This window comes from Ralstonia insidiosa, assembly GCF_008801405.1.
Taxonomy (GTDB): Bacteria; Pseudomonadota; Gammaproteobacteria; order Burkholderiales; family Burkholderiaceae; genus Ralstonia; species Ralstonia insidiosa.
On record NZ_VZPV01000001.1, the window covers coordinates 1,027,425 to 1,049,102 of the forward strand.

Consider the following 21,678-nt stretch of genomic DNA (forward strand, 5'->3'; position numbering starts at 1 on the left):
GCATAACCCGATGTAAAAACGGCATTGGATTTCGTTCTGGGCGGTCCCTAAGCTGGCGGGCATTTTGTGGGACCGCATATTCCCAAACGAGGGACCTTACCGAGGTCCAAAACAGGAAGACAACCATGTCCAATGTCGCTTCTCCGACGACACTTCAGCACGCCATCCCGTCCTATCTGCCGGCCGAAAACCTCGGTCCGTGGGGCATCTATCTGCAGCAGGTCGACCGGGTCACCCCCTACCTTGGCTCGCTCGCACGCTGGGTTGAAACCCTCAAGCGCCCCAAGCGCGCCCTGATCGTCGATGTGCCCATCCAGATGGATGACGGCAGCATCGCCCACTTCGAGGGCTATCGCGTGCAGCACAACACGTCGCGCGGCCCGGGCAAGGGCGGCGTGCGTTTCCACCAGGACGTGACGCTGTCGGAAGTGATGGCGCTGTCGGCGTGGATGTCGGTGAAGAACGCGGCCGTGAACGTGCCGTACGGCGGTGCGAAGGGCGGTATCCGCGTCGACCCGCGCAAGCTGTCTTCCGGTGAGCTGGAACGCCTGACCCGCCGCTACACCAGCGAGATCGGCATCATCATCGGCCCGAACAAGGACATTCCGGCACCGGACGTGAACACCAACGCGCAGATCATGGCGTGGATGATGGACACGTACTCCATGAACGAAGGCTCCACCGCCACCGGCGTGGTGACCGGCAAGCCGATCGCACTGGGCGGTAGCCTGGGCCGTCGTGAAGCCACTGGCCGTGGCGTGTTCGTGGTCGGCAGCGAAGCCGCACGCAACCTTGGCATCGACGTCAAGGGCGCGCGCGTGGTGGTGCAGGGCTTCGGCAACGTGGGTAGCGTGGCCGCCAAGCTGTTCCACGACGCAGGCGCCAAGGTCATCGCGGTGCAGGATCACAAGGGCATCGTGTTCAACGGCAATGGCCTGGATGTCGACGCACTCATCACGCACGTTGACCACAACGGCAGCGTGGCCGGCTTTGCCGCAGAGACGGTGTCGCAAGACGATTTCTGGGCGCTGGACTGCGAATTCCTGATCCCGGCTGCGCTGGAAGGCCAGATCACCGCCAAGAACGCGCCCCATATCAAGGCAAAGATTGTCGTGGAAGGTGCAAACGGCCCCACGACGCCCGAGGCCGACGACATCCTGCGCGACAAGGGCATCCTGGTGTGCCCGGACGTGATCGCCAACGCCGGCGGCGTGACGGTCAGCTATTTCGAGTGGGTGCAGGATTTCTCGAGCTTCTTCTGGACCGAAGACGAGATCAACCAGCGCCTGGTACGGATCATGCAGGACGCCTTCCGTGGTGTCTGGCAAGTTTCGCAGGACAACAAGGTCACTCTGCGTACGGCGGCATTCATCATCGCTTGTACGCGGATTCTGCAGGCCCGCCAAGAGCGCGGTCTGTACCCCTGATCGGCGACGCGCTGATCAATACCGGCGCGGTGCTCCAACAGGGCACTGTTCCGGTCTATCGCGTCGCTGCCGATCAGGCAGCTATGCGCGACGGTTGAAGAAAGCCGGTGCTCATCGGGCGAGCCATAACGCTCCAAAGCACCGCACCATGAGAAGGGCGATGACATCGTCGCCCTTCCCATCCTCAAGTCGGGTTCGTGTAAGCGACAGAGAGCGCACATCGGGCGGGCTTCATTTCCCCTTGTTTTCCTTAGCAACTGGCGGTCATCCGCTCAAGCGATCGTGCGTGCGTGCCGATTGTGCAGAGCGTTTCCGTGGCAGGCGCTGCGCGGTGTTTCCAGTTTTCCGGAAAAGCGTAACGTAAGGTGTCCGGTTGCTCGGAAAGCGTGGTTGCGGCAAGGTCCGCGCCGGAGGAAAAACTCCGTACGATTCAACGATTTAGTGGCAACACCAATACTGTCGCCAAACGTTTTTTGGTACAGTCCCGTCTTTCTCTTTCATGGTCAAAAGGAGACTTTCATGAACCTCGCGAAGCTGGCAACCGTGCTTGCAGCCGTTGGTGTGTTGAGCAGTGCTGCCCACGCGCAAGAGCTGACTGGTACGCTCAAGAAGATCAAGGACACCGGCACCATCACGCTGGGTGTACGCGATTCGTCGATTCCGTTCAGCTACAACATCGGCGGCGTGCGCACCGTTGGCTACTCGTACGACATCAACCAGAAGATCGTCGAGGCCGTGAAAGACCAGCTCAAGCTGAAGGACCTGCAGGTCAAGGAAATCCCGATCACCTCGCAGAACCGCATCACGCTGCTGCAGAACGGCACGATCGATATCGAGTGCGGTTCGACCACGAACAACCTCGAGCGTCAGAAGCAGGCTTCGTTCACGAACACCATCTTCATCATCGGCACCCGCATCATGGTGAAGAAGGATTCGGGCGTGAAGGACTGGGCTGACCTGAAGGGCAAGAACGTCGTGACCACCGCCGGCACAACCTCCGAGCGTCTGCTGCGCAAGATGAACGACGACAAGCAGCTCGGCATGAACATCATCAGCACGAAGGACCACGGTCAGTCGTTCCTGACGCTGGAATCGGGCCGCGCTGTCGCCTTCATGATGGACGACGCTCTGCTGTACGGCGAGCGCGCCAAGGCACGCAACCCGTCTGACTGGGTGGTCGTTGGCAAGCCGCAATCGCGTGAGTCGTATGGCTGTATGGTCCGCAAGGACGACGCGCCGTTCAAGGCCGTCGCCGACAAGACCATCGCTGGCCTGATGAAGGATGGTACGGTCGCCACGCTGTACAAGAAGTGGTTCGAGCAGCCGGTTCCGCCGAAGGGCCTGAACCTGGACTTCCCGCTGTCGGACGACATGAAGGCGCTGATCAAGAACCCGAACGACAAGGCTCTTGACTGATCGGCTCCCTCAACGGGCCTGACTCAAGCATCATCGAAACGGAAGGCAAAGGCCGGCTAACAGGTCCTCTCCCTTCCGTTTTCTTTTGAGGGAACCATCATGAATTACCACTGGAACTGGGGCGTCTTCTTTACGGAAGCCGCCCAGAATCAGACCTATCTAGACTGGCTGCTGTCCGGTCTGAAGACCACCGTCGTACTCGGTCTCACCTCCTGGATCATCGCGCTTGCCCTCGGCTCCGTGCTGGGTGTGCTGCGTACCGTGCCGAACAAGTTGTTGTCGGGCATTGCTGCCGCATACGTGGAGCTGTTCCGCAACATTCCGCTGATCGTGCAGCTGTTCATCTGGTACTTCGTCATGCCGGAACTGCTGCCGGGCGGCGACTACATCAAGCAGATGAACCCCGCCACGGCGATGTTCCTGTGCGCGACGCTGTGCCTCGGTACCTTTACCGCAGCGCGTGTTTGCGAACAGGTGCGCTCGGGTATCAACTCGCTGCCGCGTGGTCAGCGCAACGCGGGCCTGGCAATGGGCTTCACGCTGGCGCAGACCTACCGCTACGTCATGCTGCCGATGTCGTTCCGCATCATCGTGCCGCCGCTCACCTCGGAGTTCCTGAACATCTTCAAGAACTCGGCTGTGGCGTCGACCATCGGCTTGCTGGAGCTTGCCGCGCAGGGCCGCCAACTGGTGGACTACACCGCGCAGCCGTATGAGTCGTTCATCGCCGTGACGCTGATGTACATGCTGATCAACCTGACCGTAATGGGCCTGATGCGCTGGGTGGAAGCACGTTCCCGCCTGCCTGGCTTCATTGGCGGCAAGTAAAGGGGCGAGGACTTTTCATGGCTTATCACTTCGATTTCTCGTCCATTACTGTCGACAACATGCGCGTGCTTGGCGAGGGGATGATCCTCTCGCTCGAGATCACGGGCACGGCCATCCTGGTCGGCATCGTCTGGGGCACACTGCTGGCGATGATGCGTCTGTCGGGCATCAAGCCGCTGCAATGGTTTGGGCAGGCGTACGTGAACCTCTTCCGTTCCATCCCACTGGTGATGGTGCTGCTGTGGTTCTTCCTGATCGTGCCGCAGGTGCTGCAGAAGGTCTTCAATCTGTCGCCGGCCACCGACATGCGCATGACGTCCGCGCTGGTCGCCTTCGCGCTGTTCGAAGCGGCGTACTACTCGGAGATCATCCGTGCCGGTATCCAGAGCGTGTCGCGCGGGCAGATGTTCGCGGCCTACGCGATGGGCATGACGTACGGCCAGGCCATGCGCCTGGTGATCCTGCCGCAGGCCTTCCGCAACATGATTCCGCTGCTGCTCACCCAGGCGATCGTCCTGTTCCAGGATACGTCGCTGGTGTATGTGAGCGCGCTGTCGGACTTCTTTACGCAGGCCTACAACATCGGTGAGCGCGACGGCCGTATCGTCGAACTGCTGCTGTTTGCCGGCTTGTGCTATTTCGTGATCTGCTTCGGCGCCTCCGTGCTGGTGAAGCGACTTCAGAAGAAGGTGACCCAATGATCGAGATCAAGAACGTTTCCAAGTGGTACGGCCAGTTCCAAGTGCTGACCGACTGCACCACCAGCGTGAAGAAGAGCGAGGTGGTGGTGGTGTGCGGCCCGTCGGGTTCGGGCAAGTCCACGCTCATCAAGACTGTCAACGCGCTGGAGCCGTTCCAGAAGGGCGAGATCCTCGTCGACGGTACCTCGGTGGGTGCCAAGGGCACCAATCTGCCGAAGCTGCGTTCGCGCGTCGGTATGGTGTTCCAGAACTTTGAACTGTTCCCGCACCTGTCGATTACTGAAAACCTGACGATCGCGCAGCAGAAGGTGCTGGGCCGCTCGAAGGAAGAGGCGATGGCCAAGGGCCTGAAGTACCTGGATCGCGTGGGCCTGAAGGCGCATGCGGCCAAGTACCCCGGCCAGCTGTCGGGCGGTCAGCAGCAGCGCGTGGCAATCGCCCGTGCGCTGTCGATGGACCCGATCTGCATGCTGTTCGACGAGCCGACCTCCGCGCTGGACCCGGAAATGGTCAACGAAGTGCTCGACGTGATGGTGGAGTTGGCCAAGGAAGGCATGACCATGATGTGCGTGACCCACGAAATGGGTTTCGCCCGCAAGGTTGCCAACCGCGTGATCTTCATGGATCAGGGCCGCATCGTTGAAGACTGCGAGAAGGAAGAGTTCTTCGGCAACATCGACGCACGTTCCGACCGCGCCAAGCAGTTCCTGTCGAAGATCCTGTCGCACTGAGCGCGGGGTTTGAGGCAAAGAAAAGCCGCTCTCTCGGAGCGGCTTTTTGTTGGGCGACGATCGTGTCAGGTGCAGGCCGTGTTGGCGGCGTTGGCAATCTGTACCGCTTCCGGAATCGGCACTTTGGTTGCCATGGTGGCCTGGCCCGATTCGAACATCAGCAACTCGCCCGGCACGAACTGGGTCCAGACTTCGTTGTCAGTCAGCGGCGCGGTGGCGATCACGGCCACGCGGTCGGCAGGCGTGGTGTATTTGGCGAAATCAATCGTCATGTCGGCGTCGATCAGGTGCGCCGTCGAGAACGGCCACTGCCGCACGATGTAGTACAGCCGCGTCGAGCAATGTGCGAACTGCGCCTGCCCGTTGCACAGCAGGAAGTTGAACACGCCGTGGCGCGAAATTTCCTTGGTGATGTCCGACAGCGCATAGAACAACTCATTGAGGGGCGGTTGCGACCCCGGAAACCGTTTGCGCAACGACTGCATGATGTAGCAGAAGGCGAGTTCGCTGTCGGTATCGCCCACGGGCTGGTAGACACCCGAGAGGAACGGCGAGAAGTTCTTCAGATCGCCGTTGTGGGCAAAGATCCAGTGCCGGCCCCACAGCTCGCGCATGAACGGGTGGCAGTTTTCCAGCCGCACTGTGCCCTGCGTCGCCTTGCGGATGTGCGAGATGACGTTCTTGGACTTGATCGGGTAGCGCTTGACCAGTTCGGCCACCGGCGAGGTGCCGGCCGACTGGTTGTCGATGAAGAGGCGGCAGGCCTTGTCTTCGAAGAAGGCGACGCCGAAGCCGTCGGCATGGTGGTCAGTCACGCCACCGCGCGCGGCGAACCCGGTGAACGAGAACGTCACATCGGTCGGTTCGGCGCAGTTCATGCCTAGCAGCTGGCACATGGTGGGGGAGAAAAGTCGGATGCAATAAAATAGCCATTATCCTGCCGGCCGCCGGGGGTGCCAAGCGCCTTGGCATGCGCGGCACCCCGTTGAGCCTGCCGGCCGTTGCGCTCACGCCGCACGCCAGCAGGTTCGCCACCAAACGTTGCATCCCGACTGCCGCCACAACCGGATCGTATTCCCATGAATTCATATCGCATTGCCGTGATTCCCGGAGATGGCATCGGCAAGGAAGTCGTCCCAGAGGGCCTGCGTGTGCTGGATGCGGCGGCGCGCAAATTCGGCTTTGCGTTGCAGACCGATCACTTCGACTTTGCCAGCTGCGACTACTACGCTCGCCACGGCAAGATGCTGCCCAACGACTGGTTCGACACCCTGCGCGGCTATGACGCCATCTTCTTCGGCGCGGTCGGCTGGCCCGATACGGTGCCCGATCACATCTCGCTGTGGGGTTCCCTCCTGCAGTTCCGGCGCGGCTTTGACCAGTATGTGAACCTGCGCCCGGTACGCCTGATGCCCGGCATCCGCAGTCCGCTGGTCGATCGCAACGGCCAGCCCCGCGCGCCCGGTGAGATCGACTTTTACGTGGTGCGCGAGAACACGGAAGGCGAATATTCCAGCGTCGGCGGCCGCATGTACGGCGGCACCGAGCGCGAGATCGTGATCCAGGAAACGGTCATGAGCCGCACCGGCGTCGACCGCATCCTCAAGTTCGCTTTCGACCTGGCGCAGCGCCGCCCGGCCAAGCACCTGACGTCTGCCACCAAGTCCAACGGCATCTCCATCACCATGCCGTACTGGGACGAGCGCGTGGAGGCCATGGCCAAGGCCTACCCAGAGGTCAACGTCGACAAGTTCCATATCGACATCCTGACCGCGCACTTTGTGCAGAAGCCGGAGATGTTCGATGTGGTGGTCGCCAGCAACCTGTTCGGCGACATCCTCTCGGATCTGGGGCCCGCCTGCACCGGCACGATTGCGATTGCCCCGTCGGGCAACATCAACCCGGACCGCACGTATCCGAGCCTGTTCGAACCGGTGCACGGTTCAGCGCCGGACATTGCGGGTCAAGGCATCGCCAACCCGATCGGCCAGATCTGGTGCGCAGCCATGATGCTCGAACACCTCGGCCAGCCCGAGGCGGGCGCGGCGGTATTGGCCGCCATCGAGCGCGTGCTGGCAGCCGGCCCAGGCCACGCGCCGCTCACCCGCGACATTGGCGGCACGGCAAGCACCGTTGACCTAGGCCGCGCGATTGCCGAGGCGCTGGCATAAGGTCCGGCTGCACTGATTTATTCTCCGAGTTTCGCTTTCGTTTTCCGCTGACCGTTTTCCTACGCATCATGACCGACACTCTCACTATCGTCCGCCCCGATGACTGGCACCTGCACCTGCGCGATGGCGATGCGCTCGCCGACGTGGTCGGTGACACCGCGCGCCAGTTCGGCCGGGCGATCATCATGCCCAACCTCAAGCCGCCGGTAACCACCACTGCCCAGGCGCGTGCTTACCGTGACCGTATCCTCGCAGCGCTGCCCGCAGGCACGCAGTTCGAGCCGCTGATGACGCTGTACCTGACCGACAACACCTCGCCCGAGGTGATTCGTGAGGCCAAGGCCAGCGGCTTCATCCACGGTGTGAAGCTGTACCCGGCTGGCGCCACTACCAACAGCGACGCTGGCGTGACCGATCTGCGCCGCTGCGCCAAGACGCTTGAGGCGATGCAGGAAGTCGGCATGCCGCTGCTGGTGCACGGCGAGGTGACCGACCCCACCGTCGACATCTTCGACCGCGAAGCCGTCTTCATCGACACCGTGATGCTGCCGCTGCGCCGCGACTTTCCTGAACTGAAGGTCGTGTTCGAGCACATCACCACCAAGCAGGCTGCCGAGTACGTGCGCGACGCGGAAGGCCCGGTTGGCGCGACCATCACCGCGCATCACCTGCTGTACAACCGCAACGCGCTGTTTGTTGGCGGCATCCGCCCGCACTACTACTGCCTGCCGGTGCTCAAGCGCGAGACGCACCGCCTGGCGCTGGTGGCAGCGGCCACCTCGGGCCACCCGCGCTTCTTCCTCGGCACCGATAGCGCGCCGCACGCGAAGGGCGTGAAGGAACATGCCTGCGGTTGCGCCGGCTGCTACACCGCCCTGCACGCCATGGAGCTGTACGCCGAAGCGTTTGAAGACGCCAATGCGCTCGACAAGCTTGAAGGCTTCGCCAGCCTGCACGGCCCGGACTTCTACGGCCTGCCGCGCAACGCCGGTACGCTCACGCTCACGCGCTCGCAATGGCAGCTCCCCGCCGAAGTGCCGTTCGGCGAGCAGACGCTGGTGCCGCTGCGTGGTGGCGAGATGCTGCGCTGGAAGTCGGTCTGAGTTGACAATTGCGGGCCTGGGCGCGATCGACTGGGCGCATCCCGCGTTCGCGCCGCTCACGCAGATTGGCGCCCCGATTGCATGTGCAGTCGAACAGGGCGCTGATCTGCGTAACGTGCTCAATGCGGCACTGAGCGCGCACCCGGCTGCGCAGACGATCCGTACGTCAGGCGGCCACTCGCTGCGCTTCATCCCGCAAGATGTGCTGCCGCCCGGCACCGCCTACGAGGCGCACATCGCCGCCACGGGCTGCGTGCCGACGCGGGATAACCTGCACGACTTCTTCAACGCGCTGATCTGGCTGCGCTGGCCACGTGCCAAAGCGGCGCTCAACGTGCGTCAGGCACGGGCCATCGCGCAGGATGGCATCGGTGCGGCGCGCGGTACGGTGCGTGATGCCGCCACCTTGTTCGACGAGAACGCTCTTATTTTTCTGCATACCGACGATGGGTCCGAGCGCAGCCTGACCGGTTTCGACTGGCAGGGTTTGTTCGTGCAGGGCCGGGCAGCGTGGGGCGCAACCTGCGCCGTGCTGCCATTTGGGCACGCGCTGTTGGAAAAGCTGGTCACGCCATATAAGTCGATCACCGCCCATGCGTGGCCGGTGCATGTGGTGACGCTGCCGGAGGATTGGGCGTCGCTCGATGCCGGGCTGGCGGACATGCTGCTGAACACTGAATTGAAGCCACGCGATTTCCGCCCGCTGCCGGTCATGGGCATCCCCGGCTGGTGCGAAGCCAATGACGATGCCGGCTTTTACGCAGATACGACGGTGTTTCGCGCAGGCCGCCGGGCGACGGCCAAATCTGTCAGCGTTGAATGATGCTAGACTCGCGCCTCGCGAAGCGGACCAGACAACCGCTGCTTGCGCCGCCTCGTGCGAGCGTAAGGGGAGGAAAGTCCGGACTCCATAGAGCAGGGTGATGGCTAACGACCATCCACGGTGACGTGCGGAATAGGGCCACAGAGACGAGTCTTCGCCCCGGCTTCGGCCAGGGCGAAGGGTGAAACGCGGTAACCTCCACCCGGAGCAATCCCAAGTAAGCAGGCGATGAAGCGGCTCGCTGAGTCTGCGGGTAGGGAGCTTGAGCCGGCTGGCAACAGCCGGTCTAGAGGAATGGTTGTCACGCCGCAGGGTTTCGGCCATGCGGCGCACAGAATCCGGCTTATCGGTTCGCTTCGCTTTTCCTTCCAGCCGGATTGACGATCAATCAGGCCAGTTCAACCAGTTCCAGCGAGTGCGTGATCTCGGCCGTCTTGGCTAGCATGATCGACGCCGAGCAGTACTTCTCGTGCGACAGCTGGACCGCGCGTTCCACGGTTTCCCGTTTGAGGTTGCGCCCCGTCACCGTGAAGGTGAAGTGGATGCGCGTGAAGACCTTCGGGTCGGTCTCGGCACGATCCGCGTGCAGCTTGACGCTGCAACCTTGCACATCCACGCGGCCGCGCTTGAGGATCAGCACCACGTCATAGGCGGTGCAGCCGCCGGTGCCCAGCAGCACCATTTCCATCGGGCGCGGCGCCAGGTTGTGGCCACCACCATCCGGCGCGCCATCCATCGTGACGAGATGGCCGCTGCCGGTTTCCGCCAAAAAGGCCATGCCGTCCTGGCCGGCCCAGCTCACTGTGCATTCCATGTCCAATCCTTGTGGCGTGTCGGCGAGTGCCGCCGAAAAGGCACATTGTAGCCATCGTGGTGAACCCGCGTTGGCAGGTTAGGGTGATCTCCCCTTGACAGTGGCACCCATATGAAAAGGTGCAACCCGTTGCGTTTGCACCAGAATTGAGCCCAAATTGGAAGAAAGTTTCTAGTAGACAACAGCGCTTTGGCGGTCAATCTCTCGTAAGTAATTGATTTTTAAAGACGTCAACTATGCGCGTGCGTATCATGGTGCATTTTGCATTACGAAATGCAATTTCGTAGTGCAAATTATCTTGCGCGTGCCCCAGAAATGGGTATAATTGCACCCATTGGATCGGCTGATGCGGTGCAACCCGCCAAGTCAACGATCAGCAGGTGTCTCCTCCACCCTCCTCCTTTGGTGGATTCAAACCCAAGCTCAATAGCTTGGGTTTTTTTTCGTCCCTACAGTCGGAGCGTGCCTTTTTCCTTGTGTCAAGGGCTACTTGCGGGGTACAATCGAAATCTTTTCCGGATTGCCCGCGGAAAAATAGGCAGCACAAGACGATCCGTTCATGAGTAGTTGCGCACGATACGGGTCCACTCGGGCACTGACTCAAATTTTGGAAAAATCATGAAGACCTTTTCCGCAAAGCCCCATGAGGTGAAGCGCGATTGGTACGTGATTGACGCGACGGACAAGGTCCTCGGGCGTGTCGCCAGCGAAGTGGCACACCGACTGCGCGGCAAGCACAAGCCTGAATTCACTCCGCACGTCGACACGGGCGATTTCATCATCGTCATCAACGCAGCCAAGCTGCGCGTGACGGGCGCCAAGACGACCGACAAGAAGTACTATCGCCACTCGGGTTACCCGGGCGGTATCTACGAAACGACGTTTGGCAAGATGCAGCAGCGTTTCCCGGGCCGCGCCCTGGAAAAGGCTGTGAAGGGCATGCTGCCGAAGGGTCCGCTGGGCTACGCGATGATCAAGAAGCTGAAGGTTTACGCCGAAGGCTCGCATCCGCACGAAGCTCAACAGCCGAAAGCGCTGGAAATCTAAGGGGCCACATCCATGATCGGTAACTGGAACTATGGCACCGGCCGCCGCAAGAGCGCTGTGGCACGTGTCTTCATCAAGTCCGGCAAGGGCGACATCATCGTCAACGGCAAGGCCATCAACGAGTACTTCGCTCGTGAAACCTCGCTGATGATCGTGCGTCAGCCGCTGGAACTGACCAACCACGCAGCTACGTTCGACATCAAAGTCAACGTGGTTGGCGGCGGTGAAACCGGCCAAGCCGGTGCTGTGCGTCACGGCATCACCCGCGCCCTGATCGACTACGATGCAACGCTGAAGCCGACCCTGTCGAAGGCAGGTCTGGTGACGCGCGATGCACGTGAAGTCGAGCGTAAGAAGGTCGGTCTCCGCAAGGCCCGCCGCGCCAAGCAGTTCTCGAAGCGTTAATCCGCTTCTTTCTGCTTCAGCAAAAAACCACACCCTCGGGTGTGGTTTTTTGTTTTGAGCGCTCCAATCAAACGGTGTGATCTGTCGGACGCCTCGCTTACCCTTTGCAACAGCTCCGACATGTCGCCGAGACTACAATTCACGTTTCGTTTGCGTTTGATCCGTATGATGCAATCCGCAATTTGCTCTAAGCCGATTCTGATTCGCTGCGCGAGTCGAGGGGTGATCGCATGAAGGCGCGTCGCCTGTTGCGTCGTGCCTCCGTGCTCGCCCCGAATGTCACGGTGCGCTCGCGCCTGCCGTGGCCGGTAACGGTGTTGCTGATTGCGGTGGTGATCGGTTTGGCTGCCGCAGCGGCGCTATGGGCCTTCGAAGAAGGTCGCCGCCTGACTGGCCCGCATGACGGCGACCTGCGCGCCATGAACCGCGAGCTGACGGCCAAGCTGGCAACGGTGCAGGCCGAGCGGGACAAGCTTGCGGCGGCGGCGGGCACGGCGGAATCGCGCGTCGGCATGGCCGAAGGTGCGCAGACGCAGATGGCGGAGCAGCTCAAGGCACTGGAAGCCGAGAACGCGCAGTTGAAAGAGGATCTGGCCTTCTTCGACAGCCTGCTGCCCGCACCCACCAACTCGGCCGGCATCTACGTGCGCAGCTTCCGGATCGCTCCGGACGAAGCGCAGCCGACGCGCATGCACTTCCGCGTTCTGTTGATGCAGGGCGGCGGCAAGGCGTTCGCACCGGTCTCCGAGTTCGAGGGGCAACTGGCACTCACGCTGAACGTGGTGCAGGCAGGCAAACCTGCTACGATCGATTTCCCCGGCGCGGTGGCCGCTACGGCGGCTTCGGCGCCTGCGTCCACAGCGGCCACGCGCGTCAAGCTCACGCATTACCAGCGCCTGGAAGGCTGGGTGGACGTCCCGCCCGGCACCACGGTGAAGTCGGTGGCGGTGAAGGTGTTGCAGAACGGCAAGATCAAGGCGAGCCAGAGTTTTTCCATCTGACGGGCGGGGGCCTGTCGGATCCGTACAAAGAGGAGTCGACGATGCTGTTTGGCAAGAAGAAGGGGCTGGCAATCGAAACGCTGCTGGGCGCCCACACCAAGCTGGAGGGGGATCTGCGCTTTTCGGGCGGCCTGCGGATCGATGGCCAGATCAAGGGCAACGTCTATGGTGATCCGGACAAGCCCAGCATGCTGGTCATTACAGACACTGCGCGCATTGAGGGTGAGGTGCACGTTGGTCACCTGATCCTGAACGGCACCGTGGTCGGTCCGGTGCATGTGTCGGAACTGCTGGAGCTGCAGCCCAAGGCGCGCATCGAGGGCAACGTGCAATACGCGGCGCTGGAAATGCATCAGGGCGCCGTCGTCATGGGAACGCTGGCGCACTCGGCGCCCGGCGATGTGAAGCTTCTGCCCAATCTCAAGCTCGCGTCCAATCAGGACTGATCACTTGGTGTGGTGTTGGCTGTCCTGCCGTTGCTGGCGCACCGCACAAATATCCTCTTGAAACCCGGGGCTTCGGCACGATTTGCAGCTTGCGCTTAAAATACAGGCAAGTTTTGAGACGCATCCCACAGGAGATTTTCATGAACGCAGTCGCGCAGGCAGCCACGCCCGATGTGAATGAGGTTCCGGCTCCGCTGGTCTTTACCGACAGCGCTGCGGACAAGGTCAAGCAACTGATCGAAGAAGAAGGCAATCCGGAGCTGAAGCTGCGCGTATTCGTGCAAGGCGGCGGGTGCTCGGGCTTCCAGTATGGCTTCACCTTTGACGAAGACACCAACGAAGACGATACCGCCATGGTCAAGAATGGCGTGACGCTGTTGATCGACTCGATGAGCTACCAGTACCTGGTGGGCGCCGAGATCGATTACAAGGAAGACATCAACGGCGCGCAATTCGTCATCAAGAACCCGAATGCTTCGACCACTTGCGGTTGCGGCTCGTCGTTCTCGGTCTGACGCGGCATCGCTGTAAAGAAAAAGCGCACCTCGGTGCGCTTTTTTGTTGCCCGTAGGATTGTGTAGCTTCAGGCGGGGTAGATCGTGCCAAGCACGCGCGGCCCTGAAGCGCCGGTCGCATGGTGCAGGTTGCCCGGCTCGCGGCGCACGCACTGGCGGGCCAGCCATGCAAAGGCCAGCGCCTCGACCTGGTTGGCCGGAACGCCGAATTGGTCGCTCGGCGCAATCTCGACGCCAGGCGACTGCGCGCCAAGCCGCTCCATCAAGGCCCCGTTGCGCGCGCCGCCGCCGCAGACCACCAGGGAGGTTGCCTGGGGCGCATAGCGGCGAACTGCATCGGCGATGGTGTCGGTGGTCAGGGCGAGCAGGGTCGCTTGCACGACCTGGGGGCGCAGGCTGTTTAGGGCGTCGCCGGCGCGGTGTTTCAGCCAAGTGGGGTTGAACAGATCGCGACCGGTGCTCTTGGGCGGCGGCAAGTCGAAGAAAGGCTCGGCGCGCAGTCGGGCGAGCAGGGCCTCCTCGACATGGCCGGTGCGCGCCCAGGCGCCGTCACGGTCAAAGGTATGCCCGTGGTGCGTGTGGACCCAGTGATCAAGCAGGGCGTTGCCGGGGCCGCAATCGAAGCCAAGTACGGTGTCGCGCGCGTCTGATGCCTGCGGCGGCAGCACCGTCAGGTTGGCGATGCCGCCAATGTTGCAGACGACGCGCCAAGCATCTTGCAGGCCAAACAGTGCGCGATGCACAGCGGGCACCAGCGGTGCACCCTGACCGCCGGCGGCGACGTCACGGCTGCGGAAATCGGCGATGACGTCGATGCCTGTGTGCTCGGCCAGCACTGCCGCGTGCTGCGTTTGGCGCGTGTAGCCCACACCGTCGTGCGCGCCCGGCTGGTGGCGAATGGTCTGGCCGTGCGCGCCGATGGCACGGATTTCGCGGCGGATGCAGCCGCTTTTCTTCAGCAGTTGCTCGACGCATTCGGCATACAGGCTGGCGAGCGCGTTGGCGGCCAGGGCTTCGCGATGAATCTCGTCGTGGCCGGCGTGCTGCAGGTTGAGGAAGGCGTGGCGCAGCTCCGGTGGAAAGGGCGCGTAAGCATCGGCCACCAGTACCGGATGGGCACCGGAGAAATCAACCAGCACACCATCGACGCCGTCCAGGCTGGTGCCGGACATCAGGCCGATGTAGAGCTCGCTATGGAAATGGGGGGCGGTCGTCATGCGCGTGAGCATACCAGCGGGGGCGCTGTGCAGGGGGTGCAGGAGGGTGGCCGAATGGCGTCCGTTGGGCAGGAAGGCGCATCACGGTAAAATCGCGGGATTGCGCGGCCGGAACGTCTTGCACGGATGTCGGCCATCGCGCACGCACTGCTTTCCCGATTGTTGTTTCTCGTCCGCGCTGTCGTCTTCGTTGTCGGCGCGGTGACCTTTCTTTCTGCCATGACCGTTTCCGACGCTTCTACTGCCCCCGCTTCCGACAACGCCGCAACGGCCACGCCGAAGTATCCGATCACGCCGGAGGTGGCGCACGCGATGGAAGTGTCGCTGCGCGGCTGCGACGAACTGCTGGTCGCTGCCGAATGGGAGCAGAAGCTGGCCAAGAGCGCCGCCACCGGCGTGCCGCTGCGCATCAAGCTGGGCCTGGACCCGACCGCGCCCGACATCCACATCGGCCATACCGTGGTGCTCAACAAGATGCGCCAGCTGCAGGACCTGGGCCACCAGGTGATCTTCCTGATCGGCGATTTCACGTCGACGATTGGCGATCCGTCTGGCCGCAACGCCACGCGCCCGCCGCTCACCCGTGAGCAGATCGAGGCCAACGCGCAGACCTACTACCGCCAGGCCAGCATGGTGCTGGACCCGAGCAAGACCGAGATCCGCTACAACAGCGAATGGAGCGACCCGCTGGGCGCGCGCGGCATGATCCAGCTGGCCTCGCGCTACACCGTCGCACGCATGATGGAGCGCGATGACTTCACCAAACGCTTCAAGGCCGGCGTGCCGATCTCGGTGCACGAATTCCTCTACCCGCTGATGCAGGGCTACGACTCGGTCGCGCTCAAGTCAGATCTGGAACTGGGCGGCACCGATCAGAAATTCAACCTGTTGGTCGGTCGCGAACTGCAGAAGGAATACGGCCAGGAGCCACAGTGCATCTTGACCATGCCGCTGCTGGTGGGCCTGGACGGCGTCGAGAAGATGTCCAAGTCCAAGGGCAACTATGTCGGCATCAGCGAGGCGCCGAGCGACATGTTCGGCAAGCTGATGAGCATCTCCGACGACCTGATGTGGACGTACTTCACGCTGCTGTCGTTCCGCCCGCTGGCCGAGATCGATCTGATGAAGCAAGAGATTGCGCTGGGCCGCAACCCGCGCGATTGCAAGGTGCTGCTGGCGCAGGAGATCGTTGCACGCTTCCACAGCCAAGCCGATGCCGAGCGCGCGCTGGAAGACTTCAACCACCGCGCACGCGGCGGTGTGCCCGACGACATTCCGCAGATCGAGCTGTCCGGCGCACCACTGGGCATTGCGCAACTGCTCAAGCAGGCCGGTCTGTGCCCGTCCTCCTCTGAAGCCAACCGCAACATCGAGCAGGGCGGCGTGAAGATCGACGGCACCGTCATCAGCGACAAGGGTTTGAAGATTGAAGCCGGCACGTTTGTCGTGCAGGTTGGCAAGCGTCGCTTCGCGCGCGTGGTGCTGTCGTGATCGGACTGATCCAGCGTGTGTCGGAGGCAGCCGTGCGGGTGGACGGCCGCGTCACCGGCGAGATTGGCCCCGGCCTGCTCGCACTCGTGTGCGCCGAACGCGGTGACACCGCCGCCGAGGCTGATCGCCTGCTGGAAAAGCTGCTGAACTATCGTGTCTTCTCGGATGCACAGGGCAAGATGAACCTGCCGGTGCGCAACATCGACGGCAACGGTCAGGCGGGCGGCTTGTTGATCGTGTCACAGTTCACGCTGGCGGCCGATACCAAGTCCGGCACGCGGCCGAGCTTCACGCCAGCGGCGGCACCGGAAGACGGCCGCCGCTTGTACGAGCACTTTGTGACGCGGGCCCGTGCGCAGCATCCCATCGTCGCCACAGGCGAGTTCGGCGCGGATATGAAGGTGTCGCTCGTCAACGATGGCCCGGTCACGTTCTGGTTGCAGATTGCGCCGCAGGTTGTGCGTGCTGCTGCACCGGAACCGGCCAAATCTGTCTGACTCGCTCAGGAACCCGTGATGCCACGTGCCGCCGCCATCCCCCTGCCGTTGCCGCAGATCACCCACATCGTGCTGGTCCGCCACGGCGAGACCGACTGGAACCGTGAACGCCGTCTGCAAGGCCAGCTCGACGTGCCGCTGAATATGCAGGGGCTGGAGCAGGCCACGCAGCTGGGCCGCGCGCTTGCCCGCGAGCGGTTCGATGCCGTGTATGCGAGCGATCTGTCGCGCGCCAAGCAGACCGCGCAGGCGCTGGCGGACGAAGTCGGCGTGACCGTGCGCGATGACGCCGGCCTGCGTGAGCGCTGCTATGGCGAGTTCGAGGGCCTGACTTATGCCGAGGTCGCCGAAAAACATCCCGCCGAGTTTGCGGCCTGGCAGGAACGCGTGCCCGACTTTGCCCCTCCGGGCGGCGAGACGCTGACAGGATTCCACGAGCGTGCCGTGGAGACTGCGCTGCGCCTGATCCGTCGTCACCCCGGCGAGCGCATCGCGCTGGTCAGCCATGGCGGCGTGCTGGATTGCCTGTATCGCCACGCCAATGCCATGACACTCACCGAGCCGCGCCAGCACGAACTGCGCAACGCCAGCATCAACCGGCTCTCATCCGATGGTCATCAGCTGACCGTGCTGCAGTGGGGGGATGTCGCGCACCTGGACTTGCTGGTGCTCGACGAGGTCGACCGCCGCGTGCCCTAGACCTTCAGCCGGAACGGCGTGAAGTTGGTGTCGCGATCGTAGTAGTCCTCGTTCTCGGCGCGCTTGAGAAACGCGACGATGCGGTAGGTGAGCGGCATGGCCACGATTTCCCAGCCCGTCTTGAGGATGTACTGCGCGATGGCCACGCGCAGCACCTGTTCGTGCGGCCAGATGCCGTAGAAGGCGATCACGTAGAACAGTGATGAGTCGACGGCCTCACCCGCCATCGTGGAGCCCACGATGCGCGTCCACAGCCATTTCCCATTGCTCCAGATCTTCATCTTCGCCAGCGTGTAGCTGTTGGTGAAGCTGCCGCACCAGAACGCAATGAGAGACCCGGCGACGATGCGTGGCGTGTTGCCGAACACATCGTTCAGGCTCTTCTGGTAGTCGGCCATGAACGGCGCCACCGGCAGCGCCAGGACCACCAGCGCCATGAACGACGCGAAGATCAGCGCGGCAAAGCCGGTCCACACCACGCGGCGGTCGCGCCCGTAGCCGTACACCTCGGTGAGGATGTCGCCGAAGATGTACGAGATGGGGAAGAACAACACGCCCGCGCCAAACGTGACGGGCCCGATGATCGGCAATGTCACCTGCGCCGCCTTGGCCGCGCCGATCAGGTTCGAGCACAGCAGCACCGTGACGAAGGCGGCCATGACGAAGTCGTAGTAGCGGAAGTTGCGCTGAGGACTCGGGGTAGTCATGGCAGGCGTCAGGCAGAGCGTTAGTTGTTGCCGTCCCAGAGGTCGCCCTTGGGGGCACCCAGGCCAAAGTGCTGGTACGCCGAGGCGGTAGCCACACGCCCGCGCGGCGTGCGTTGCAGGTAGCCCTGCTGGATCAGGTACGGCTCGAGCACGTCTTCAATCGTGTCGCGTTCTTCTCCAATGGCAGCGGCCAGGTTGTCGATACCAACCGGCCCGCCGTTGAACTTGTGCAGGATTGCTTCGAGCAGCTTGCGGTCCATCAGATCGAAGCCGACCGCATCCACATCAAGCATCGCCAGTGCGGCGTCAGCCACTTCGCGGGTGATGATGCCGTCGGCTTTCACCTCGGCGTAGTCGCGCACGCGGCGCAGCAGGCGGTTGGCGATACGGGGCGTGCCGCGCGAGCGCTTGGCGATTTCCAGTGCGCCTTCGTCGACGATGTGCGCATTCAGCAGGCCCGCCGAACGCTTGACGATCTTTGCCAGCTCGGCGGGCGTATAGAACTCCAGCCGCGCCACGATGCCGAAGCGATCACGCAGCGGGTTGGTCAGCATGCCGGCGCGCGTGGTGGCGCCCACCAGCGTGAACGGCTGCAGATCGAGCTTGACGGAGCGGGCCGCCGGGCCCTCGCCGATCATGATGTCGATCTGGTAGTCCTCCAGCGCCGGGTACAGGATTTCCTCCACCACGGGCGAGAGCCGGTGGATCTCGTCGATGAAGAGGACGTCGTTGGCTTCGAGGTTGGTGAGCAGCGCGGCCAGGTCGCCCGGGCGCTCCAGCACGGGGCCGGAGGTCTGGCGCAGGTTGACGCCCATCTCGCGCGCGATGATGTGCGCCAGCGTCGTCTTGCCCAGGCCCGGCGGGCCGAACAGCAGCACGTGGTCGAGCGCTTCGCTGCGGTTCTTGGCCGCCGTCATGAAGATGTCGAGCTGGCCGCGCACCTTTTCCTGGCCGACGTATTCGTCGAGCAGCTTGGGGCGCAGCGCGCGCTCGAAGGCCTCCTCGTTGGGGGAGGCGGGGGAGGCTGAAATCAGGCGTTCAGCAGAGACAGCCTTGGCGGCGAGCTTGTCGGTTTCGATCATGACGGGCAAACGGATTGGCGGTCATTCTACCGTCTGCACGCCACGCCGGCGTCAGCCCTTGGAGAGCGCCTTGAGCGCCAGCTTGATGCCCTCCGACACGCCCGTGCCGGCCGGCACCTGCTTGATGGCGAGCGCCGCTTCCTTGTCGGAATAGCCGAGCGCCAGCAGCGCGTTGAGCACGTCCACCGCGTCGTCCGACACGGCCGGGCCGCCGGGCACTGCACCCAGGTCCGCACCAAGCTTGCCCTTGAGCTCCAGCAGCAGGCGTTCAGCCGTCTTCTTGCCGATGCCTGGGATGCGCGTGAGCCGCCCGGCTTCCTGCAGCGTGACGGCCTGTGCGAGCTCGGCCACCGACATGCCCGAGAGCACCGCCAGCGCAATCCGCGCGCCGATGCCCGAAATCTTGATGAGCTGACGGAAGGTCTCGCGTTCCGCAGCGGTGCCGAAACCGTAGAGCAGGTGCGCATCCTCGCGCACGATCTGCTGGATGAGCAGCACGATCGGCGCGCCAGTGGCGGGCAGGTTGTAGAACGTGCTCATCGGCACGTCGATCTCGTAGCCGACGCCGTGGCAATCGACCAGCAGGTGCGGCGGGTTCTTTTCGACCAGCGTCCCGGCGATGCGTCCGATCATGGGTGGGGTTCCTCTCTCCAAAACGGGACGCAGTGTAGCCGATGCGGGGCGCGCCTCAGCGCTTGAAGGTCGACACCGCCTGACGCCCGACGGCCGGGTCGTCGGTAAAGAAGCCATCGACGCCGGCGCGCAGGAACGCCTGGATTTCCGTGATCGAGCCGCTCACGTTGCGCGTGTTGTCCGCGCCGCTGCGCAGCGATGGCGGCAGGAACGTGTTCTCCGGGCGGAAGGTGTATGGGTGGACGATCAGCCCGGCGTTGTGCGCGTTGCGGATCAGGTCGGTCGGGTCGGTCAGGCGGCCGTTGGCGTCCAGGCTCATGATGCTGTTCTTGTCGGGGCCGACGCCGTTGGCATACGCCGCGATGTCGCGCATGCCGCGGCTGGTCATCATGTCGCCGAAGGTGCGGTTGTCCTTGGCGACGACAAAGTCGTAAGGCTGTCGGCTGGACGTCCCCATCAGTTGCACCAGTCGCCAGTTGGGCTGGCTGCCGCCGATCTTGTTGCGGATGGCCTTGAGATTGGCGACTTCGAACGACTGGATATACACCGTGGTCCGGCTGGCCGTGAAGGCATCGCGGCGCAGGCCGTCAATCAGCCTGTCTTCCAGCGGCAGGCCGATCGACTGGAAGTACGTCGGGTGCTTGGTTTCCGGATAGATGGCGATGTTGCGGCCAAGGCGGGTGGATTGGTCCCGCGCCAGCGCAACGATCTCGTCGAGCGTGGGGATGGTGAACTGGTCGTTGTAGACCGTGTTGCTCGGGCGGATGCTGGGAATGCGTTCCCGCGCGCGCAGCGTCTTGAGTTCAACGAGGGTGAAGTCTTCCGTGAACCAGCCGGTCACGCTCTGGCCGTCGATCGTCTTGGTGGTCTTGCGGCCGGCGAAGGCGGACACGTCAGCCACGTTGGTGGTGCCGGAGATCTCGTTCTCATGCCGCGCCACCAGCACGCCGTCCTTGGTGGAAACGAGATCCGGTTCGATGACATCGGCGCCATCGTCGATGGCCTTTTGATACGACGCCAGCGTGTGCTCGGGCCGCAATGCCGAGGCGCCCCGATGGCCGATCACCTGGATGGTGGTAATGGGTGTGGCGCCACCACCGCCACCGCCGTTGTTGCCACCGTGGTTGTATTCCATCCGGCAGGCGGACAGTGCAACGACTGCAGTCAGGGCAAGCGGGCTCAGCAGGGCAAGGCGACGTGACATCGGGGGCTCCCGGAAACGGACTCACCGCATGGTAGTCGCCGTGCCGCGTGGGAGCTACCTGCAGGCTTTAAGAATCCTGTCAGCCGACCAGACGGCCGCGGCGCACGCGCAGGCCCTTTTGCGCAAGCTGCGGTGCGAGGCCTGCCATGGCGGCCAGCGTCTCACCGCCATGTGCGTGGCAGATCGCCACGCCCAGGGCGTCAGACGCATCCGAGCCGGGTTTGCCTTCGAGGTTGAGCAGGCGCACGACCATCTCCTGCACCTGATCCTTGTTGGCGCGGCCGTAACCGACCACGGCCTGCTTCAGTTGCAGCGCGGTGTATTCAAACACCGGCAGGTTGCCGCTCATCAGCCCGCAGATCACCGCACCGCGCGCCTGTCCTAGCAGCAGCGTTGATTGCGGGTTGACGTTGACGAACACCTTTTCGATGGAAGCGCAGTCGGGCCGGTACGTGCTCACCAGTTCAGCAACGCCGTCGTACAGCGTCTTCAGTCGGCTGGGCAAGTCGGCATTGCCGTTGCTCTTGATCGTGCCCGAAGCCACATAGACGAGCTTGTGGCCGTGCCGTTCGAGCACGCCGAAACCCGTGGTGCGGAGGCCGGGGTCGATGCCGAGGATGCGCATGAAAAGGTGAACCGAGGGTGAGCTGAGAAAAGAAAAACGGGGCAAGGCGCCAGTTTACGCCTTGCCCCGTGGGTCCGTAGTCCGGACGGTATGGC

General features: G+C 63.0%; 24 protein-coding genes and 1 other RNA gene. 17 read left to right on the forward strand and 8 right to left on the reverse strand.

Features of this window, described 5'->3' with window-relative positions:
• Positions 1-125 precede the first annotated feature (125 nt).
• From F7R11_RS04990 to F7R11_RS05010, 5 genes are all read left to right on the forward strand, one after another.
• The gene (locus F7R11_RS04990; protein WP_064801629.1) at positions 126-1,427 is read left to right on the forward strand and encodes a Glu/Leu/Phe/Val family dehydrogenase; all 1,302 of its coding nucleotides are present in this window, start codon (positions 126-128) and stop codon (positions 1,425-1,427) included.
• 519 nt (positions 1,428-1,946) lie between these two features.
• Positions 1,947-2,843 (forward strand): glutamate/aspartate ABC transporter substrate-binding protein, encoded by an 897-nt coding sequence (locus F7R11_RS04995; RefSeq protein ID WP_021196507.1) that lies wholly within the window; start codon positions 1,947-1,949, stop codon positions 2,841-2,843.
• Between the two features lie 99 nt (positions 2,844-2,942).
• A complete protein-coding gene (locus F7R11_RS05000; RefSeq protein WP_021196508.1) occupies positions 2,943-3,671 on the forward strand; it encodes an amino acid ABC transporter permease in 729 nt (242 codons plus the stop codon).
• Between the two features lie 17 nt (positions 3,672-3,688).
• Entirely contained in the window at positions 3,689-4,372 is a 684-nt protein-coding gene (gltK, locus tag F7R11_RS05005; protein WP_021196509.1) for a glutamate/aspartate ABC transporter permease GltK, read from the forward strand.
• On the forward strand, positions 4,369-5,103 hold the full coding sequence (locus F7R11_RS05010; protein WP_064801631.1) for an amino acid ABC transporter ATP-binding protein: 735 nt from the start codon (positions 4,369-4,371) through the stop codon (positions 5,101-5,103). The genes gltK and F7R11_RS05010 overlap by 4 nt, the downstream gene beginning before the upstream one ends.
• Before the next feature lie 65 nt (positions 5,104-5,168).
• Here the strand turns inward: F7R11_RS05010 and F7R11_RS05015 are convergent, their stop codons facing one another.
• Positions 5,169-5,999 carry a class II glutamine amidotransferase gene (locus tag F7R11_RS05015; protein ID WP_064801633.1) on the reverse strand — a complete coding sequence of 277 codons (831 nt, stop codon included), beginning with the start codon at positions 5,997-5,999 and terminating at the stop codon, positions 5,169-5,171.
• Between the two features lie 183 nt (positions 6,000-6,182).
• Here F7R11_RS05015 and F7R11_RS05020 point away from each other — a divergent pair, with 183 nt between their 5' ends.
• From F7R11_RS05020 to rnpB, 4 genes are all read left to right on the forward strand, one after another.
• Positions 6,183-7,274 carry a tartrate dehydrogenase gene (locus F7R11_RS05020; RefSeq protein ID WP_064801635.1) on the forward strand — a complete coding sequence of 364 codons (1,092 nt, stop codon included), beginning with the start codon at positions 6,183-6,185 and terminating at the stop codon, positions 7,272-7,274.
• Between the two features lie 68 nt (positions 7,275-7,342).
• Entirely contained in the window at positions 7,343-8,377 is a 1,035-nt protein-coding gene (gene pyrC / locus F7R11_RS05025) for a dihydroorotase (RefSeq protein WP_021196513.1), read from the forward strand.
• A gap of 1 nt (position 8,378) precedes the next feature.
• Positions 8,379-9,200, forward strand: coding sequence for a DUF3025 domain-containing protein (locus tag F7R11_RS05030; protein ID WP_064801638.1), 822 nt, complete (start codon positions 8,379-8,381; stop codon positions 9,198-9,200).
• Between the two features lie 19 nt (positions 9,201-9,219).
• An RNA gene (rnpB, locus tag F7R11_RS05035) (RNase P RNA component class A) lies at positions 9,220-9,562 on the forward strand.
• 26 nt (positions 9,563-9,588) lie between these two features.
• Here the strand turns inward: rnpB and F7R11_RS05040 are convergent.
• Positions 9,589-10,014, reverse strand: a complete 426-nt coding sequence (locus tag F7R11_RS05040; protein WP_021196515.1) for an OsmC family protein — start codon at positions 10,012-10,014, stop codon at positions 9,589-9,591.
• Positions 10,015-10,632: 618 nt separating this feature from the next.
• Here F7R11_RS05040 and rplM point away from each other — a divergent pair.
• The 5 genes from rplM (at position 10,633) to erpA (ending at position 13,428) form a co-directional block, all read left to right on the forward strand.
• Complete coding sequence (gene rplM, locus F7R11_RS05045; protein ID WP_009239122.1) at positions 10,633-11,061, forward strand: 50S ribosomal protein L13; 429 nt, start codon at positions 10,633-10,635, stop codon at positions 11,059-11,061.
• Positions 11,062-11,073: 12 nt separating this feature from the next.
• A complete protein-coding gene (gene rpsI / locus F7R11_RS05050; protein WP_021196516.1) occupies positions 11,074-11,466 on the forward strand; it encodes a 30S ribosomal protein S9 in 393 nt (130 codons plus the stop codon).
• 230 nt (positions 11,467-11,696) lie between these two features.
• Positions 11,697-12,467 carry a DUF6776 family protein gene (locus tag F7R11_RS05055; RefSeq protein ID WP_064801640.1) on the forward strand — a complete coding sequence of 257 codons (771 nt, stop codon included), beginning with the start codon at positions 11,697-11,699 and terminating at the stop codon, positions 12,465-12,467.
• 41 nt (positions 12,468-12,508) lie between these two features.
• Positions 12,509-12,913, forward strand: coding sequence for a bactofilin family protein (locus F7R11_RS05060; RefSeq protein WP_064801642.1), 405 nt, complete (start codon positions 12,509-12,511; stop codon positions 12,911-12,913).
• A gap of 140 nt (positions 12,914-13,053) precedes the next feature.
• Positions 13,054-13,428: an iron-sulfur cluster insertion protein ErpA gene (erpA, locus tag F7R11_RS05065; RefSeq protein WP_021196519.1), complete on the forward strand. Its 375-nt coding sequence runs from the start codon at positions 13,054-13,056 to the stop codon at positions 13,426-13,428.
• Positions 13,429-13,496: 68 nt separating this feature from the next.
• Here erpA and F7R11_RS05070 read toward each other — a convergent pair whose 3' ends face one another.
• Positions 13,497-14,657, reverse strand: a complete 1,161-nt coding sequence (locus F7R11_RS05070; protein ID WP_064801644.1) for an anhydro-N-acetylmuramic acid kinase — start codon at positions 14,655-14,657, stop codon at positions 13,497-13,499.
• Between the two features lie 207 nt (positions 14,658-14,864).
• Here F7R11_RS05070 and tyrS point away from each other — a divergent pair, with 207 nt between their 5' ends.
• From tyrS to F7R11_RS05085, 3 genes are read left to right on the forward strand one after another with little or no spacing between them, the layout of a single operon-like run.
• Entirely contained in the window at positions 14,865-16,136 is a 1,272-nt protein-coding gene (gene tyrS / locus F7R11_RS05075) for a tyrosine--tRNA ligase (protein WP_064806156.1), read from the forward strand.
• On the forward strand, positions 16,133-16,633 hold the full coding sequence (dtd, locus tag F7R11_RS05080; protein WP_064801646.1) for a D-aminoacyl-tRNA deacylase: 501 nt from the start codon (positions 16,133-16,135) through the stop codon (positions 16,631-16,633). The genes tyrS and dtd overlap by 4 nt, the downstream gene beginning before the upstream one ends.
• Before the next feature lie 18 nt (positions 16,634-16,651).
• Positions 16,652-17,332, forward strand: coding sequence for a histidine phosphatase family protein (locus tag F7R11_RS05085; protein WP_021196523.1), 681 nt, complete (start codon positions 16,652-16,654; stop codon positions 17,330-17,332).
• Here the strand turns inward: F7R11_RS05085 and F7R11_RS05090 are convergent.
• The 5 genes from F7R11_RS05090 to ruvC all read right to left on the reverse strand — a co-directional run bounded on the left by F7R11_RS05090 (position 17,329) and on the right by ruvC (position 21,583).
• The gene (locus F7R11_RS05090) at positions 17,329-18,039 is read right to left on the reverse strand and encodes a queuosine precursor transporter (protein WP_021196524.1); all 711 of its coding nucleotides are present in this window, start codon (positions 18,037-18,039) and stop codon (positions 17,329-17,331) included. The two genes, F7R11_RS05085 and F7R11_RS05090, sit on opposite strands and share 4 nt — an antisense overlap.
• A gap of 20 nt (positions 18,040-18,059) precedes the next feature.
• A complete protein-coding gene (gene ruvB / locus F7R11_RS05095) occupies positions 18,060-19,121 on the reverse strand; it encodes a Holliday junction branch migration DNA helicase RuvB (protein WP_064801649.1) in 1,062 nt (353 codons plus the stop codon).
• Between the two features lie 51 nt (positions 19,122-19,172).
• Positions 19,173-19,754 (reverse strand): Holliday junction branch migration protein RuvA, encoded by a 582-nt coding sequence (gene ruvA, locus F7R11_RS05100; protein WP_064801651.1) that lies wholly within the window; start codon positions 19,752-19,754, stop codon positions 19,173-19,175.
• Between the two features lie 55 nt (positions 19,755-19,809).
• Positions 19,810-20,958, reverse strand: coding sequence for a glycerophosphodiester phosphodiesterase (locus F7R11_RS05105; protein WP_064801653.1), 1,149 nt, complete (start codon positions 20,956-20,958; stop codon positions 19,810-19,812).
• 79 nt (positions 20,959-21,037) lie between these two features.
• Positions 21,038-21,583 (reverse strand): crossover junction endodeoxyribonuclease RuvC, encoded by a 546-nt coding sequence (ruvC, locus tag F7R11_RS05110; RefSeq protein ID WP_021196528.1) that lies wholly within the window; start codon positions 21,581-21,583, stop codon positions 21,038-21,040.
• Positions 21,584-21,678: the final 95 nt, after the last annotated feature.

Excerpts from the sequence above, each read along its gene's own strand:
- F7R11_RS04990 (WP_064801629.1), top strand. The coding sequence starts at position 126 with ATGTCCAATGTCGCTTCTCCGACGACACTTCAGCACGCCATCCCGTCC.
- F7R11_RS04995 (WP_021196507.1), top strand. The coding sequence starts at position 1,947 with ATGAACCTCGCGAAGCTGGCAACCGTGCTTGCAGCCGTTGGTGTGTTG.
- F7R11_RS05000 (WP_021196508.1), top strand. The coding sequence starts at position 2,943 with ATGAATTACCACTGGAACTGGGGCGTCTTCTTTACGGAAGCCGCCCAG.
- gltK (WP_021196509.1), top strand. The coding sequence starts at position 3,689 with ATGGCTTATCACTTCGATTTCTCGTCCATTACTGTCGACAACATGCGC.
- F7R11_RS05010 (WP_064801631.1), top strand. The coding sequence starts at position 4,369 with ATGATCGAGATCAAGAACGTTTCCAAGTGGTACGGCCAGTTCCAAGTG.
- F7R11_RS05015 (WP_064801633.1), bottom strand. The coding sequence starts at position 5,999 with ATGTGCCAGCTGCTAGGCATGAACTGCGCCGAACCGACCGATGTGACG.
- F7R11_RS05020 (WP_064801635.1), top strand. The coding sequence starts at position 6,183 with ATGAATTCATATCGCATTGCCGTGATTCCCGGAGATGGCATCGGCAAG.
- pyrC (WP_021196513.1), top strand. The coding sequence starts at position 7,343 with ATGACCGACACTCTCACTATCGTCCGCCCCGATGACTGGCACCTGCAC.
- F7R11_RS05040 (WP_021196515.1), bottom strand. The coding sequence starts at position 10,014 with ATGGAATGCACAGTGAGCTGGGCCGGCCAGGACGGCATGGCCTTTTTG.
- rplM (WP_009239122.1), top strand. The coding sequence starts at position 10,633 with ATGAAGACCTTTTCCGCAAAGCCCCATGAGGTGAAGCGCGATTGGTAC.
- rpsI (WP_021196516.1), top strand. The coding sequence starts at position 11,074 with ATGATCGGTAACTGGAACTATGGCACCGGCCGCCGCAAGAGCGCTGTG.
- F7R11_RS05055 (WP_064801640.1), top strand. The coding sequence starts at position 11,697 with ATGAAGGCGCGTCGCCTGTTGCGTCGTGCCTCCGTGCTCGCCCCGAAT.
- F7R11_RS05060 (WP_064801642.1), top strand. The coding sequence starts at position 12,509 with ATGCTGTTTGGCAAGAAGAAGGGGCTGGCAATCGAAACGCTGCTGGGC.
- erpA (WP_021196519.1), top strand. The coding sequence starts at position 13,054 with ATGAACGCAGTCGCGCAGGCAGCCACGCCCGATGTGAATGAGGTTCCG.
- F7R11_RS05070 (WP_064801644.1), bottom strand. The coding sequence starts at position 14,657 with ATGCTCACGCGCATGACGACCGCCCCCCATTTCCATAGCGAGCTCTAC.
- tyrS (WP_064806156.1), top strand. The coding sequence starts at position 14,865 with ATGACCGTTTCCGACGCTTCTACTGCCCCCGCTTCCGACAACGCCGCA.
- F7R11_RS05085 (WP_021196523.1), top strand. The coding sequence starts at position 16,652 with ATGCCACGTGCCGCCGCCATCCCCCTGCCGTTGCCGCAGATCACCCAC.
- F7R11_RS05090 (WP_021196524.1), bottom strand. The coding sequence starts at position 18,039 with ATGACTACCCCGAGTCCTCAGCGCAACTTCCGCTACTACGACTTCGTC.
- ruvB (WP_064801649.1), bottom strand. The coding sequence starts at position 19,121 with ATGATCGAAACCGACAAGCTCGCCGCCAAGGCTGTCTCTGCTGAACGC.
- ruvA (WP_064801651.1), bottom strand. The coding sequence starts at position 19,754 with ATGATCGGACGCATCGCCGGGACGCTGGTCGAAAAGAACCCGCCGCAC.
- F7R11_RS05105 (WP_064801653.1), bottom strand. The coding sequence starts at position 20,958 with ATGTCACGTCGCCTTGCCCTGCTGAGCCCGCTTGCCCTGACTGCAGTC.
- ruvC (WP_021196528.1), bottom strand. The coding sequence starts at position 21,583 with ATGCGCATCCTCGGCATCGACCCCGGCCTCCGCACCACGGGTTTCGGC.